This is a genomic window from Pseudomonas wadenswilerensis, assembly GCF_024749185.1.
Lineage (GTDB): Bacteria > Pseudomonadota > Gammaproteobacteria > Pseudomonadales > Pseudomonadaceae > Aquipseudomonas > Aquipseudomonas wadenswilerensis.
In genome coordinates this window covers 943,464-957,661 of the sequence record NZ_CP087191.1, presented here as the reverse complement: position 1 = coordinate 957,661, position 14,198 = coordinate 943,464, and the positions used below count along the sequence as shown (strand labels likewise).

Annotated in this window: 19 protein-coding genes, 1 tRNA gene and 1 pseudogene; 10 read left to right on the top strand and 11 right to left on the bottom strand. The window is 62.0% G+C overall.

From position 1 onward, the window contains the following. The first annotated feature begins 83 nt into the window (after positions 1–83). Positions 84–168 (top strand) — tRNA-Leu (locus LOY45_RS04360). A gap of 156 nt (positions 169–324) precedes the next feature. Here LOY45_RS04360 and sodC read toward each other — a convergent pair. After that, positions 325–837 (bottom strand): superoxide dismutase [Cu-Zn] SodC, encoded by a 513-nt coding sequence (sodC, locus tag LOY45_RS04355; protein ID WP_258578797.1) that lies wholly within the window; start codon positions 835–837, stop codon positions 325–327. A 171-nt stretch (positions 838–1,008) separates the two neighbouring features. On the opposite strand from sodC, the gene abiEi reads away from it, so the two are divergent. The 4 genes from abiEi (at position 1,009) to LOY45_RS04335 (ending at position 3,978) form a co-directional block, all read left to right on the top strand. After that, complete coding sequence (gene abiEi / locus LOY45_RS04350; protein WP_258578796.1) at positions 1,009–1,581, top strand: type IV toxin-antitoxin system AbiEi family antitoxin; 573 nt, start codon at positions 1,009–1,011, stop codon at positions 1,579–1,581. Further along, positions 1,568–2,473: a nucleotidyl transferase AbiEii/AbiGii toxin family protein gene (locus tag LOY45_RS04345; protein WP_258578795.1), complete on the top strand. Its 906-nt coding sequence runs from the start codon at positions 1,568–1,570 to the stop codon at positions 2,471–2,473. The genes abiEi and LOY45_RS04345 overlap by 14 nt, the downstream gene beginning before the upstream one ends. Before the next feature lie 49 nt (positions 2,474–2,522). Then, complete coding sequence (locus tag LOY45_RS04340) at positions 2,523–2,999, top strand: GNAT family N-acetyltransferase (protein WP_115088650.1); 477 nt, start codon at positions 2,523–2,525, stop codon at positions 2,997–2,999. A gap of 76 nt (positions 3,000–3,075) precedes the next feature. Further along, positions 3,076–3,978 carry a bestrophin family protein gene (locus LOY45_RS04335; RefSeq protein ID WP_258578794.1) on the top strand — a complete coding sequence of 301 codons (903 nt, stop codon included), beginning with the start codon at positions 3,076–3,078 and terminating at the stop codon, positions 3,976–3,978. Between the two features lie 22 nt (positions 3,979–4,000). Here LOY45_RS04335 and LOY45_RS04330 read toward each other — a convergent pair whose 3' ends face one another. After that, positions 4,001–4,300, bottom strand: a complete 300-nt coding sequence (locus tag LOY45_RS04330) for an addiction module antidote protein (protein WP_258578793.1) — start codon at positions 4,298–4,300, stop codon at positions 4,001–4,003. Position 4,301: 1 nt separating this feature from the next. Next, a pseudogene (locus tag LOY45_RS04325) lies at positions 4,302–4,576 on the bottom strand (type II toxin-antitoxin system RelE/ParE family toxin). A 425-nt stretch (positions 4,577–5,001) separates the two neighbouring features. Here LOY45_RS04325 and LOY45_RS04320 point away from each other — a divergent pair. Both LOY45_RS04320 and LOY45_RS04315 read left to right on the top strand, forming a co-directional pair. Continuing rightward, a complete protein-coding gene (locus LOY45_RS04320) occupies positions 5,002–5,238 on the top strand; it encodes a hypothetical protein (protein ID WP_115088653.1) in 237 nt (78 codons plus the stop codon). Positions 5,239–5,419: 181 nt separating this feature from the next. After that, a complete protein-coding gene (locus LOY45_RS04315) occupies positions 5,420–5,671 on the top strand; it encodes a DUF3077 domain-containing protein (protein ID WP_115088654.1) in 252 nt (83 codons plus the stop codon). Here the strand turns inward: LOY45_RS04315 and phnE are convergent. From phnE to LOY45_RS04295, 4 genes are read right to left on the bottom strand one after another with little or no spacing between them, the layout of a single operon-like run. Beyond that, positions 5,646–6,413, bottom strand: coding sequence for a phosphonate ABC transporter, permease protein PhnE (phnE, locus tag LOY45_RS04310; protein ID WP_258578792.1), 768 nt, complete (start codon positions 6,411–6,413; stop codon positions 5,646–5,648). The genes LOY45_RS04315 and phnE overlap by 26 nt on opposite strands. Continuing rightward, on the bottom strand, positions 6,410–7,237 hold the full coding sequence (locus tag LOY45_RS04305) for a PhnE/PtxC family ABC transporter permease (RefSeq protein WP_115088656.1): 828 nt from the start codon (positions 7,235–7,237) through the stop codon (positions 6,410–6,412). The genes phnE and LOY45_RS04305 overlap by 4 nt, the downstream gene beginning before the upstream one ends. Beyond that, positions 7,231–8,025, bottom strand: a complete 795-nt coding sequence (locus LOY45_RS04300) for a phosphonate ABC transporter ATP-binding protein (RefSeq protein ID WP_115088657.1) — start codon at positions 8,023–8,025, stop codon at positions 7,231–7,233. Before LOY45_RS04300 ends, LOY45_RS04305 begins: the two co-directional genes overlap by 7 nt. Next, the gene (locus tag LOY45_RS04295; protein ID WP_258578791.1) at positions 8,022–8,873 is read right to left on the bottom strand and encodes a putative selenate ABC transporter substrate-binding protein; all 852 of its coding nucleotides are present in this window, start codon (positions 8,871–8,873) and stop codon (positions 8,022–8,024) included. Before LOY45_RS04295 ends, LOY45_RS04300 begins: the two co-directional genes overlap by 4 nt. Before the next feature lie 122 nt (positions 8,874–8,995). Here LOY45_RS04295 and selD point away from each other — a divergent pair, with 122 nt between their 5' ends. Next, a complete protein-coding gene (gene selD / locus LOY45_RS04290; protein ID WP_115088659.1) occupies positions 8,996–10,030 on the top strand; it encodes a selenide, water dikinase SelD in 1,035 nt (344 codons plus the stop codon). Further along, a complete protein-coding gene (mnmH, locus tag LOY45_RS04285) occupies positions 10,030–11,133 on the top strand; it encodes a tRNA 2-selenouridine(34) synthase MnmH (protein ID WP_115088660.1) in 1,104 nt (367 codons plus the stop codon). Before selD ends, mnmH begins: the two co-directional genes overlap by 1 nt. A gap of 2 nt (positions 11,134–11,135) precedes the next feature. Here mnmH and LOY45_RS04280 read toward each other — a convergent pair whose 3' ends face one another. After that, complete coding sequence (locus LOY45_RS04280) at positions 11,136–11,519, bottom strand: lysozyme inhibitor LprI family protein (RefSeq protein WP_258578790.1); 384 nt, start codon at positions 11,517–11,519, stop codon at positions 11,136–11,138. Between the two features lie 88 nt (positions 11,520–11,607). Further along, positions 11,608–12,531 carry a LysR family transcriptional regulator gene (locus tag LOY45_RS04275; RefSeq protein ID WP_258578789.1) on the bottom strand — a complete coding sequence of 308 codons (924 nt, stop codon included), beginning with the start codon at positions 12,529–12,531 and terminating at the stop codon, positions 11,608–11,610. Positions 12,532–12,620: 89 nt separating this feature from the next. On the opposite strand from LOY45_RS04275, the gene LOY45_RS04270 reads away from it, so the two are divergent. Further along, the gene (locus LOY45_RS04270) at positions 12,621–13,103 is read left to right on the top strand and encodes a DMT family transporter (RefSeq protein WP_258578788.1); all 483 of its coding nucleotides are present in this window, start codon (positions 12,621–12,623) and stop codon (positions 13,101–13,103) included. Here the strand turns inward: LOY45_RS04270 and LOY45_RS04265 are convergent. Both LOY45_RS04265 and LOY45_RS04260 read right to left on the bottom strand, forming a co-directional pair. Beyond that, entirely contained in the window at positions 13,100–13,651 is a 552-nt protein-coding gene (locus LOY45_RS04265; RefSeq protein WP_115088664.1) for a hypothetical protein, read from the bottom strand. The two genes, LOY45_RS04270 and LOY45_RS04265, sit on opposite strands and share 4 nt — an antisense overlap. Beyond that, positions 13,651–14,178, bottom strand: coding sequence for a hypothetical protein (locus tag LOY45_RS04260; protein ID WP_134064239.1), 528 nt, complete (start codon positions 14,176–14,178; stop codon positions 13,651–13,653). The genes LOY45_RS04265 and LOY45_RS04260 overlap by 1 nt, the downstream gene beginning before the upstream one ends. Positions 14,179–14,198: the final 20 nt, after the last annotated feature.

Here is a 14,198-nt window from a genome sequence, read left to right as displayed (position 1 = left end):
GAAAGTTTAGCCGAAATGGTGAAAATTGACCATGAAACCTGATTGACCAACGGTAGGCGCCTCTCTATACTTCGCCGCCACAAGCCCTGATGGCGGAATTGGTAGACGCGGCGGATTCAAAATCCGTTTTCGAAAGGAGTGGGAGTTCGAGTCTCCCTCGGGGCACCAAACGCAACAAGAAACCGACCCTAGGGTCGGTTTTTTTGTGCCCGGCAGATCAGGCGCTGCACCTGTCGGTGGATTTCATCGCCGTGAGGCAGACACGCCCAACGCGCCGTTATTGCAACACGTGCAGGCCTAGCGCATTGCGCAGTGGATAGCCCCTTATTGCACCACCCCACACGCAATCCGCGCCCCACCACCACCCAGCGCCTGCGGGTGATCGCTGTGGTTATCACCGCCGCCATGCACCATTAGCACATGGCCCTTGAACTCTTCGGCCTTCAGGCGTGGGGCCAGGACCGGATATCGGGCGGTGCCGTCGGCACTGACATACAGGGCCGGCAGGTCGCCTTTATGCCCGGCATCGTCGTATGGGCCCAGGTGTTTTTTACTCTGTTGCGGATCCCAGTGCCCGCCCGCAGCACCTGCCGGCGTGGTCTTGCCATCGGCGGGTGCGGGTGCGCAAGAAGGTTTTTCGTGCAGGTGAAAGCCATGTACACCCGGCGGCAAGTCGCGCAGGTCAGGCGTGAGCAAGGTGCCGTATTGGTTCTGCTCGATGGTGATGGTACCAACAGGTTTGGCGCTGCCATCGACGCCCACCAGGGCCATTTCCACGGTCTGGGCCTGGGCGGCGCCCGCTGTTGCCAGGGCGGCAGTGAACAAGAGTGCTTTCATGAGGTTGCTCCTTGTGGGTCGATGCAGCCGAAAGGCACCTTATCAAGGTGGACCCTGGCGCAGCGTGGGGATTCCATTTCCAGGTTTGTCTTGAGCGTTTGCGCATCTGCCACTCGTAAACTGAATATGTTCTACACTAAGTGATACTTTCCATCACTTTGTGTAGAGCTAATGCCCAAAAAAGTGCTGTTGCCCGCCCAACCACTGCGACGCCTGTATGAGGGCCTGTACGCACTGGCAACGCCTGAGCGCTATCTGTTCACGCCGGCAGACATGCGCGCTTTGGTCCCTGAGCTTTCCGATACGGCCTACCGAGCCCTCCTGAGCCGAGCGTCCCGGGACAACAAACTGATACGTCTGTGCCGTGGCTTGTACCTGTTCACCCCGGCCAAAGCCAACCTCGGCCTGGTGCTGTATCACGCCGCTGCGCGCCTACGGGCGAACGCGTTCAATTACATCAGCCTGGAAACCGCACTTAGTGATGTCGGGATCATTTCGCAGGTCCCGATCAACTGGATTACGGTAATGTCTTCCGGCCGCAGCCAAACCTTGGTGTGCGCCTCATTCGGCACCATTGAGTTCATCCACACCCAACGCAAGGCTGCAGCACTGAGCGAGCACCTCGACTACGACCACCGCTGCCGGCTGTGGCGGGCCAAACCCGCGTTGGCCCTGCGCGATATGAAAGTCGCGAAAAGAAACCTCGACCTGATCGACTGGAGTGTCGCCAATGAGTTTGTTTGACCAACTGGTACAGCATGCGCTGCAAAACACTCCGGAACTGGCCCCCTTGCAAGTGGTGGTGGAAAAGGAGCTGCTGCATCACGACATCATGCGCGTACTGAGTGAGTCGGGCATGCTCGAAAAACTCTGTTTCATCGGTGGCACCTGCCTGCGCGCCTGCTACGGCTCGAGGCGATTGAGCGAAGACCTGGACTTCACGGGTGGCGCCGACTTTCAGCGCGAAGACTTTGCAGCACTGAAAGCCACCTTGGTGGGCAAACTCAACGAGAAGTACGGCCTGCAGGTCGATGTCAGTGAGCCAACCCGCGAACAAGGCAACGTCGATACCTGGAAACTGCGCATACAGACCCGCCCTGAAGCCCGGACCCTTCCCGCACAGCGTATCCACATCGATATCTGCGCCATCCCTTCTTACCAGAAAAAACCCATGACCTTGCTCAACCCCTATGGGGTAGACATGGGCACCGAAGGCTTGATCCTCAACGCTGAAAGCCTCGAAGAAATATTTGTCGACAAGATCCTCGCCTTTGCACTGAGCCGGGGACGGATCAAGAACCGGGACTTGTGGGACCTGACCTGGCTAAAGCAACGTGCCATAACCCCGGCTTACGAGCTACTCAAAAACAAACTGCACGATCACGCTGTAGCCGCCGAGATATTCGTGAACCAAGGCGCAGCACGAACGGCCTCTCTACTGAAGGATGAGCAGGTCAAAATCGATTTTCGTGCCGAGATGCGTCGCTTCCTTCCGGCCGACGTCGTGGCGCAGACCGTGGATAACGAGCGTTTCTGGGAATACCTGGCCAATACGGTCGACCAACTGTTCACCGACGCGCAGCGCAATCTGGCCGGCAGTGCAACGCCCAATAGCCCTGAAGCGTTTCTGATGTAGCGAGTGCACCCAGCATTTCTTTCACCCTTCAGCTGATCGAGATTCTCTAATGCAATTGACCCACCGCCCCGTCCAGCCTCAGGACATCGCTGCCATCTGCTGCTTCCCCCAGGGCCCGGACGAGCTGTTCTACATGTTCCCCAAGGCCAAGTACCCGCTGACACCCGCGCAACTGAGCGAGGCCATCGCCCAGCGCAGCGGCTCGACCGTGGTCGTGGGCGACGGTACGGTGCTGGCCTTTGCCAACTTCTACAAGGCCGAGCACGGCGGCGTTTGCGCCCTTGGCAATGTGGTGGTGGCCCCCGCCGCGCGCGGCCATGGCGTAGCGCGGTATCTGGTGCAGAGCATGATCGAACTGGCGCGCCGTCAGTTCGAGGCCCGTGAGGTACAGGTCTCATGTTTCAACAGCAACACCGCCGGGCTGCTGCTTTATCCACAGCTGGGCTTTACACCCTTCGCCATCGAAGAACGCCAGGGTCCCGGCAATACACGGGTGGCGTTGGTGCAGATGAAGCAGACGCTGTAGCCCATCGATGAGCTGCAACGAACCTTGAGCGCGCGGCGGCGTCCGATCCTGTGCATCCGCCGTTCGAGGTTCACCTGTGAAAGACGCCATTGCCCGCAAATACCGCCTGATCGTCAAAACCCTCGGCTACGTCGGCTGGTCGCTGTTCTGGCTGCTGATCTGGGACGTGCTGGTAACCATCGACTTCATGCTGTTCTTCAACAGCAAGTTCACCCTGCCCTTGATGCCGCTGACCCTGCTCGGTTCGGCGCTGGTGGTGCTGGTCAGCTTTCGCAACAGCAGCGCCTACAACCGCTGGTGGGAAGCGCGCACCTTGTGGGGCGGGCTGGTCAACAGTTCACGCAGCTTTGCCCGCCAGGTGCTGACGCTGATCGATGATTTGGATGACGGCGTCAATCCGATCAAGACGACGTTGCTGCGCCGCCATATCGCCTATGTGAACTGCCTGGCCGCACACCTTCGCGGCGAACCGTGCCCGGATGAACTGATGGCCTTCATCCCGCCCGAAGAATTCGCCCGGCGCAGCCGCTCGAACAACTTCGCCAACGACATCCTCACCGGCTCTGCAGCGCTGCTAACCCGCGAATACAAGGCCGGGCGCCTGGACAGCATTCGCCTGGCGCGGCTGGAATCGACCCTGGTCGACCTGTCCAACAGCCAGGGCGGCATGGAGCGCATCGCCAACACGCCGCTACCCTACCCTTACGTGTATTTCCCGCGGCTGTTTATTTCGCTGTTCTGTTTGATCGTGCCGATCGGGCTGGTCGAATCGCTGGGCTGGTTTACCCCGCTGGCGTCGACCGTGGTGGGGTTCATGCTGCTGGCCATCGAGCGCATCGGCACGGATTTGCAGAGCCCGTTCCGGATCAGTGAGCATCAGATTCAGATGGATGCGATTTGTGAAACCATCGAAAGGAATTTGGAGTCGATGCAGCGGGATGCGCAGTGTGGGGAGGTGGTTGGCGAATCTACCCATTAACGTGCAATAGAGTGCGGGCGAATCAGTGTCTCGACGAAGCATGAGGGAGGGCCAGAAGATCAATCCCTAGTGCCCGGATGACCTTCAGCACAGTGTCAAAACGAGGCTTCGCACCGGGGGTCAACGCCTTGTACAAGCTCTCGCGCCCCAATCCACTGGCAGTTGCGATCTGGCTCATGCCGCGAGCCTTGGCGATATAGCCGAGGGCGCGAATCAGTTCGTCATGATCACCATCCGCCAGCACTTGAGAGAGGTACTCGCTGATTGCCTCATCGCTATCGAGCAACGCGGCCATATCAAACGTAGTAAGTGACAAACTCATATCAAATTTCCTTGGCCAGCTTCCTGGCCAGTTGGATATCAACAGATTGCGATGACTTGTCACCACCTGCCAACAAAACAATGACTACACCGTCCCGAGCCGTGAAATACACCCGATAACCCGCCCCCACATCGATGCGCATCTCGGACACCTGACCACCGACGGACTTCACATCTCCCAGATTTCCCGCCGTGCGATTGCCACCCTTGCACGCATGTCGCGTACGGAAATCAACCAAGAGGTGAATCTGGGCGTATGCAAAACACTGTATTTCAAGGCTCACACCAATGTATCCCATTGGATACAAGCAAGCAACCAGCAACCCACACCTCTCATCGCCTGGCCAGAAATTTGGCCAGGTTATGCAGATGCCTGAAGATGGCAACAATGACACTGAGAGAAAGGTTGCTGGATACCGCTGCTTCGCTGTTTCGTGTAGTCCATTTCCCAAGCATAATCCCCAGGCACTTCAGTTGTTGCGCCTGCGTCGCTAGCTGCCTAGTCTTGGCCGGTCGTTGCCAAATCAACGACCGGTTTTGACAGACCGCTGTTGATACAGTCGCACTGCTCTATGGCAGCTGTGCGTGGGGCACATTCGTGTGCGCCGGTTCCTGTATCACCGGTCTGTCAACCCACGTACTGCTGCCACCCTCCTGTTTGACAGCGGGTTTGTGGCGGCTCGACCGATACAGGAGTTGACCATGCTGAAAATAGTCCCCGATCCCCCGCATCTCCCCACCGATTCCCCTCATTGCCTCGAAGACATCCTCGTACAGGCCGGCGAGCATCTGACCTGTGCCCTGGCTGTCAGCCAGCAAGCAGTGTTGTTACATCCCGATTTGCATGGACAGGCGCTGGTGCGTACTGCCCTGCACGAGATGGAAACAGCGCGCTGGCGGGTTGAGCAGGCGCTGGCCTGCGTTCAGATAGCCCACTGATAGCGAGCGCTTCGCGCTCGATCGCTGGCAAGGCCAGCTCCCACAGGGTTCGGCGAACACAGGTCCACTGTGTGTGGCAGCTTGATTAGGACAACTGCTTCACAGGTCCGGCGAACAGAGATCCACTGTGGGAGCCGGCCTTGCCGGCGATGGGCGGCAAGGCCGACCCGAGGATCACCCCATGAGCAATGAAACGATCGGCACAGCAAGCCTTACCAGGTTGTTCCACATCAACCCGGGCATCCCCTGCGAACAGGCACTGGAACACGCCTCGCTGATGCTCGGCTGTATCAACAAACTGACCGCGCTAGGCGCCACGGAAGAAGACCCCACCCTGGTCTGGGCCGCGCATCTGCTCGGCGAAATGGCCAAGGCGATTGTCGATGACGTGAGCCTGGGGTTGCCGCTCAAACCCGCACAAAGCGCTGCCTGAGCACATCACTCAAGGCATCCACCAGCAACACCAGCACCAGCATGGCGATGATCACCGTGCTGGCCTGGGCTTCCTGGAACAGGCTCAGAGTGGTGTAGAGCATCTGCCCCAGGCCACCGGCACCAACAAAACCCAGCACGCTGGCCATGCGGATGTTGTTTTCCCAGCGGTACAGGCTGTAGGCCAGCAACTGCGGCCAGAGGTTGGGCAAGGTGCCGAAGCAGAACGCCGTGACCTGGCTGCCGCCTTGCAGGCGAATGGCCGCAGCCGGTTCTGGCGCGGTGTTTTCCAGGGCTTCGGCGAACAGGCGGCCGAGTACGCCTGAGGTGTGCAAGGCCAAGGCCAGCGTGCCGGCATTGGGCCCAAGGCCTGCGGCGAGGACGGTCAAGGCCGCCCACACCAGCTCCGGAATCGCGCGCAATGCGTTGAGCAGCAGGCGCGCAACACCTTGCAACGGCCAGCCAAAACGCCCGGCAGCCGGCAAGGCCAGCAACAGGCCGAGCACCACCGCAAGCAAGGTACCCAGCCCTGACATGGCCAGGGTTTCCAGTGCGCCTTTGCCAACCGCCCGCAGGTGATCGGGGCTCAGGTCGGGGCTGAGGAATCGCAGCGCGTAAGCGCCCATCTGCCCTAACCCGCCATCGCCAAACAGCGCCTGCAGATCAAGGCTCAAATAAGCGAACGAAGCTGCCACCGCCGCCAACAGCACCAGCACCAGCGCCGTGTTGATCAACGCTCTCATGCCAGCCTCCCGCGCAGCAGGCGACTGAGCTGGTCGGCCAGCCATACCAGCAGCAGAAACGTCAGCAGCATGCTCGCCACCTCGGCGCCGGCGAACATGCGCATGGACAGGTCGATCTGCTGGCCCAACCCGCCCGCGCCGACAAAGCCCATCACCACCGAGGCACGGATCGCACATTCCCAGCGGTACACCGTGTAGGACACCAGCTCCGCCGCCGCTGCGGGCAGGACGCCGTAAAAAAACGCGCTCAAGCGGCTGCTGCCGGCATGCAACAAGGCATGGGCCGGGCGCTGGTCGACCGATTCGAAGATCTCCGCGTAGACCTTGCCAAGCATGCCGCTGTAGGTAATGGCGATGGCCAGCACCCCGGCGGTCGGGCCCAGGCCGACCGCGCGGACGAACAACAGTGCCCAGACGATCTCCGGCACGCTTCGCAGGAAGATCAACAGGCCGCGCACCGGCAGGCGCAGGGTGCGCGACCAGAAGCCCAGGCGACCGCCACGGGAAGCGGCGCGCAACGACAGCGCCCGGCTGGCCAGCAGGCTGGCCGGGATCGCCAGCAGCAAGGCTAGGGTCATGCCGGCGGTAGCCACTGCCAGGGTCTGCAAAGTGGCATCCCAAAGCAGCCGCAGGAAATCAGGCTCATGGGCCGGCGGCCAGAAGGCGCTGACAAAATTGCCCATCTCGCGGCGGTTATCGGCCTGCAGCAACACCCCGGGGTTCAGCTCACTGAGGCGGATGCCCGGCCACAACAGGGCAATCGCCAACAGCGCCAGCAACAACCTGGGCAGTGCCGCCGGGTCGCGGCTATCGGCCTTCAGCATCGGGGAATCTGCAGGCTCAAAGCCGGCAGCGGTAACGGCGGCGACACCAACTGTTCGTTGGCATACAGCGCATCGAGCATCTCGCTGGAGACCTCGCTCGCCGGGCGATCAAAGACGATACGCCCTTCGCGAATACCGATTACCCGTGGAAAATGCGCCAGCGCCAGCTCTACCGCATGCAGGCTGGCGATCAGGGTCACGCCGCGCTCGCTGGCATGCTGGTTGAGGGTTTTCAGGCTGTGTTCGGCCAGCACCGGATCCATGGCCGATACCGGCTCGTCGGCCAGCAGTATCTCTGGTTGCTGGTACAGCGCCCGGGCAATGCCGACCCGTTGCAACTGGCCGCCGGACAATTGCCCGCACTGAACAAAAATCTTCTCGGCCATGCCCAGGTCAGTCAGCACTTCGCGCACACCTGGAACATCCGCCGGGTGCAGCAGGTTGAGTAGCCCGCGCAGGGTGCTCCACTGCCCCAGGCGCCCCGCCAGCACCGCCGTCACTACTCGCTGGCGCGGTGGCAACGGCGGTGCTTGATGGATCAGGGCGATCCGCGCGCGCAGGCGCTGGCGCGCACCCGCGGACAACCGCCAGGGCGCCATATCGAGCAGTTCGACGGTGCCGGTACTGGGCTCGATGGCCGTGCCCAGCAACTGCAGCAGGCTCGACTTGCCCGCCCCCGACGGACCGATGATTGCCACCCGCTCGCCGCCAGCAATCTGCAAGTCGATCCCGTGCAGCGCCTGAACCTGGCCGTGGCGCAAGCTGGCATCGCTCAAACGCAGGGTCATTTCAGCAGTTCGGCGGCGCGAGCGGCCTCTTCGATACCCTTGTAGTTGTCCGGGTTGGTTTCGATAAAGCGGCTGGCGGCCTGCAGGTCGAGGATAGCCTTGTCGCCAGGCTTGGCCGGATCGAGATCGAGGAACGCTTGCTTGATCTTGTCTTTCAGCGCCGGGTCGAGGCTGCCACGCACCGTCCAGTTATAGTCGAAGTAGCTTGGGGTGGTGGCAAACACCTTGACCTTGCTGGTATCGACCTTGCCCGACGCCACCAGCTTTTCCCAGACGCTGGCGTTAAGCACCCCGCCATCGGCCTTACCGGCCTGTACCCAGGCCGCAGTGGCATCGTGGGCACCGGAATAGGCAACGCGGCTGAAGTAGGTTTCTGGCTTGATGCCATCCTTGAGCATGAAGTAGCGCGGCATCAGGCTGCCCGAAGTGGACGAAATGGAACCGAAGGCAAAGGTCTTGCCCTTGAGGTCGGCCAGGCTTTTCACATTTGGGTTAGCGGTGATGAATTTGCTGGTGAACTTGGCGTCCTGTTCACGCTGTACCAAAGGTGTGGCTGTCGGATCCTTAAGGTGCACCTGTACGAAAGTGAAACCGCCCAGCCAGGCCATATCCAGCTTGTTGGCGACCAGCGACTCGACCACTGCCGGGTAATCTGCCACCGGCACGAACTCGACCTTCATGCCCAGCTTCTGCTCCAGGTATTCGCCCAATGGCTTGAACTTGCGTAGCAGTTCGGTGGGCGCTTCGTCAGGGATGGCACTGACTCGCAGCGTGTCGGCCGCCTGGGCCAGGTAGGACGAGCAAGACAACACCAGGCCGGCAAACAGCGCCAGGGGACGTTTGAGCATGGGGATTCTCCGGTTCAATAGCGGGGAAAGGGCCGGCATGGGCCACCCCGGAAATTATAAGAGGCATCGGCGCAAAGGCCAGCTTTGCTACACTCGGGCGTTCACGACAAGTCGAGGTGCCTATGAACGAGCCGATCCGCCTGACCCAGTACAGCCACGGCGCCGGCTGTGGCTGCAAGATCTCCCCGAAGATGCTCGAGGTGATTCTCGCCGAAAGCGGCACCCAGGCGCTGGACCCGAAACTCTGGGTCGGCAACGCCTCGCGCGATGACGCGGCCGTCTACGCCCTTGATGACGAACGCGGCGTGGTGTCGACCACCGACTTCTTCATGCCCATCGTCGACGACCCGTACGACTTCGGCCGCATCGCCGCCACCAACGCCATCAGCGACATCTACGCCATGGGCGGCGACCCGCTGATGGCCATCGCCATTCTCGGCTGGCCAGTCAACGTGCTGGCCCCGGAAGTGGCCCGTGAAGTGATCCGTGGTGGCCGCGCGGTATGCGCCGAAGCGGGCATTCCCTTGGCCGGTGGGCACTCCATCGATGCCCCCGAGCCGATCTTCGGCCTGGCCGTGACCGGCGTGGTGCAAAAACGCCACATGAAACGCAACGACACCGCTAGCGTCGGCTGCCGCCTGTACCTGACCAAACCGCTGGGCATCGGCATCCTTACCACCGCCGAGAAAAAGGCCAAGCTGCGCGACCAGGACAAGGGCCTGGCCCGCGACTGGATGTGCACTTTGAACACCCCGGGCAGCCGCTTCGGCAAGCTGGCCGGGGTCAAGGCCATGACCGACGTCACCGGCTTCGGCCTGCTTGGCCACCTGGTGGAGCTGGCCGACGGCAGCGGCCTGAGCGCACGCCTGAACTACAGCGCGGTGCCCCGCCTGCCGAGCGTCGAGCACTACCTGGCCGAAGGCTGCGTGCCCGGCGGTACCCTGCGCAACTTCGACAGCTATGGCGAGAAAATCGCCCCATTGAGCGACGAGCAGAAGCACCTGCTGTGCGACCCGCAAACCAGCGGCGGCCTGCTGGTGGCGGTGGCGCCAGAAGGGGAAGCGGAGTTTCTCGCCGTTGCGGGCGAGCTGGGCCTGAACCTGGCGCCAATCGGCGAGCTGGTCGAGCGACAGAGCCATGCGGTTGAGGTGCTTTGATGCGTGACAACTGCACCGACTACCGCCAGCTGTTTCTCAACGATGTAGCCATGATGGACATGCGCGCCCCGGTGGAATTCACCAAGGGCGCCTTTCCCGAAGCTATCAACCTGCCGCTGATGAACGACCTTGAACGGCAGAAGGTCGGCACCTGCTACAAGCAGCACGGCCAGCAGGCCGCCATCGCCCTGGGCCATCAACTGGTCAGTGGCCCGCTCAAGGATCAACGCATTGCCGCCTGGGCCGCCTTCGCCCGAGCCAACCCCGAGGGTTACCTCTACTGTTTTCGCGGCGGCCTGCGCTCGCAGATCGCCCAGCAGTGGCTCAAGACCGACGCCGGCATTCACTATCCCAAGGTGGTCGGTGGCTACAAAGCCATGCGTAATTTCCTGCTCCATACCACCCAGCAAGCGGTGGCCGACTGTGACTTCGTGCTGATCGGCGGCCTCACCGGCACCGGCAAGACCGAAGTGCTGCAACGGCTGGATAACGCTGTTGACCTCGAAGGTCACGCCAATCACCGCGGCTCCAGCTTCGGCAAACGCGCCACCGGCCAGCCGGCGCAGATCGACTTCGAGAACCAGTTGGCCATCGATGTGCTGAAAAAACGCGCCCGCGGCGTCGAGCAGTTCGTGCTTGAAGACGAGGGCCGCATCGTCGGCAGCTGCACACTGCCGCTGGAACTGTACCAGGGCATGCAGCACTACCCGCTGGTGTGGCTGGAAGACAGCTTTGATAACCGCGTCGAGCGGATTCTGCGCGATTACGTGATCGACCTCAGTGCCGAGTTCGTTGCCCTGCACGGTGATGAAGAGGGTTTGCGACTGTTTGCCGAACGCCTGACCCAGAGCATGGCCAACATTCTCAAGCGCCTCGGCGGCGAGCGCTACCAGCGGCTGTCGGCGTTGCTCGAGCAAGCGCTGCAAGAGCAACTGCGCAGTGGCGCAGTAGACTTGCACCGCGCCTGGATCAGCGGCCTGCTCAACGAGTACTACGACCCGATGTACGCCTACCAGCGCCAGAGCAAGGCCGAGCGAATCGAGTTCGCCGGTGACCAGCGCGAAGTGCGCGAATACCTGCGCGCTCGCGCCAGCCGACGCTGACCTTACGGCTGCAGCAGGGCCTGCAGCTCGTCGGCGCGGTCGCGGGTGCTGCTGAGGATGCACCCGGCGCCATTGAGCTGATCGACGGTGCCGCCGGTGAGGCTGTAATACAGGTTGCAGTTGGCGTCGCGATACTTGATCCAGACCCGTTGGGCTTCACGCAGTTGGGTTTGCTGAGGCCCTTCGAGGCCGGTCATGGCCTTTTTGTAGGCGCTGTTCAAGCGGCTATCCTGGCGCTTGATCTCGGCGCCGTTGCAGTTGTTCATGGCCAGCGTTGATTCGGCGGTTTTCATGCAGGCGCTGTAGGCCGGGGAGTACTCGTCCTGGGCCTGGGCTATTGAGGAACAACAGACCCATAGGCCGATAAGCAAAAATGGACGTTTCATGCTGCGGACTCCGTCTTGGGTAGGAGCGGGCTTGCCCCGCGATCAGGCCGGCCCAGACACTACATCGACATCGCTTGAATTACGAGCGCTACGCGTTCGATCGCGGGGCCGCTCCTGCGCACACCTGCATCACCTTCTCGCGCAACCAGCGATGCCCCGCCTCTCCTTCCCGGCGTTGATGCCATGCTTGCTGAAAGGCAAACGGCCTGATCGCCAGCGGCGGCTGGAACCTGCGCAAGCGCGAATCCAGCTTGCCGCTGTCCAGGCTGCGCCGGGCCACCGTGAGGATCAGGTCGGTGCCGGCAATCACTTCCTGGGCCGCAGCCCAATGGGGCAAGGCCAGCGCCACCCGGCGCTGGGCGCCGATACCCTGGAGGGCCAGGTCGATTTCGTTATCGACGCCGGGGCGCACCGCCACCAGCACATGCGGCCGCACCAGCCACTCGTCCAGGCTCAGACCACCACGCGTAGGCAAATGACTGCGATCGGCAATACAGGTGAAGGTCTCATCGAACAGCGTCTGCGCCCGCAGTTCCGTCGCCAGCTCAGGAAAGACCGCCAGGGCCAGATCGGCCTCACCATCGAACAGCTGGCCGAGCATGGCCTCACGGCTGCCCTGGGAGACAATCAGGTCGATCCCCGGCGCCTCATTACGCAGGAGCCGCATCAGCCCCGGCAATACGACCCGGGCGCCGTAATCCGACATTGCCAGACGAAAACTGCGCTGCGCCCGCTGCGGGTCGAAACCGGGGCTACCGAGCAGGCCATCCAGTTGCTCCAACGCCTGCTGCAAGGGCTCGACCAGCGCCTGAGCCCGCGCCGTGACCTGCAAGCGCCCCCCTCGGCGCACCAGCAGCGGATCACCGAAAAGTTCGCGCAGTTGCGCCAGGGCATGGCTGACCGCCGGCTGGCTGCGGTGCAGGCGCAAGGCGGCACGTGAGACATGTTGCTCGGCCAGCAGGGCATGCAGGGTCAACAGCAGGTTGAGGTCGATTCGGCGCAAATCATCCATCCGGCGAATAACTCCTGTGCAGCATTCGAATTTCCATTATTGGGGTGGATAACCAAGACTTTGGCAAGTCACTTTTGAGGAGCCTTGCCATGAACCTGCCCGCCATTACCGCCACCTTGCTGCCGCTGGCCATCGCCCTGCTGGCCGGCGCCGCCGTGCCCTTCCAGGCTGGCAGCAACGCCGCGCTGGGGCGCTTGCTCGGGCATCCGTTGTGGGCGTCGTTGGTGTCGCTGGCGGTGAGTGTGCTGATGGTGATTCCGGCGTTACTGGTGCTGCGGGCGCCGCTGCCGCAACTCAATGCGTTGGCTCAAGCCCCTTGGTGGGCCTGGTTGGGAGGCGTGGCCGGCGTCGCCTACATCACCGCCGCGCTGGTGCTGACACCACGCCTGGGCGCTGCTGGGTTCATCGTCTGCGTCATTGCCGGCCAGGTGCTGTCGTCATTGATCATCGACCAATGGGGCCTGATGGGCTTGCCCGAACGCCCGGTCAACGGCCTGCGTCTGGCCGGCGTCGGGCTGATCGTGGTCGGCATGCTGGTGGTGCAGTGGGGGACGTCGACGTCAGCCCGCTAGATAGCGTCCTTGTCGATCTGGATCGGCGGCGGTGGCTCGATCACTTTCTTTAGCTGGAAGTGCAGGCTAGGGGTCTGGATCGCGTAGACGATGGTAATGTTGAGCACGATTGCCAGGCCGCCATCAAGCCAGTGCCACCCGGGCATCTGTGCGCCTTTGAGTACCTGCCGACACCACCAGGCCTGAGCGGCACAGAAGAAGCTGATCGAGGCCAGCCAGAGGTAGTAACCAGGCCCAAAGCCGGTGACATCCAGGAAGTCGTAGCTCTGGTTGTTCGGCAGCCGCTCGACGAGCAGCGAGCTGAGCGCCAGGTACAAGGCGCCAAGCCCCAGTACCAGCGAAAGCCAGCGCCAGCGCCGATGAGTGATGATCGCCAGGCCCAGCAGCGGGTTGGCGAACCAGCTGAAAACCTGCATGACAATGCCCCAAGGCCCGTAAAGCATCGCCTGCAAGGCATGCAGCCGACTATCGCCAGACAGATAGATGGCATCGAAACACAGGCTCAGCAAGTACAACGCCAGGGTGATTGCAACGTAGAACCGGGCCATCAGTTGCCTCCACACTCAATGCACGACGTTTGCTCGGGTACCGAACGAAACGGCACTTTACTCCAGGGCGTGAAGGCCAGTGGCACGGTCACCACAATCCCGGCGATCAGCACCCAGGCCGGCCAGCCCAGCAGCGGTACCCTGCTGCTGCCCGCAGGTTCATGCCGGTAGCGCCACTGGCCGAGGATGAACACCAGCATCGCCAGCAACCACACGTAGTAACCAGGCAGTAGCCCCGGCCCGTTGGGCGAATCAGGCACCGGGGTCCAGTCGAGCCAGCCCAGCGGTATCATCAGGCCACTCAGCAACAGCGCGGCGCAGCCCAGGTACAGGGCTACCCGCGGTTGTTTGCGGTGCATCACCAGGGCGGCGAAATACAGCGGGTTGGCAAACCAGAAGGACCCATTCAACACCCCGAGGGCCAGGGCGTGCATGCCGCGCATCACATCGTGTTCACGGGCGCAGGCCTGGAGGAACAGGCAGGTGAGGTAGCATCCCAGGCTTAAGGTCAGATAGTTCAGCGGCACCAGTAAATCCATTTGGCTGG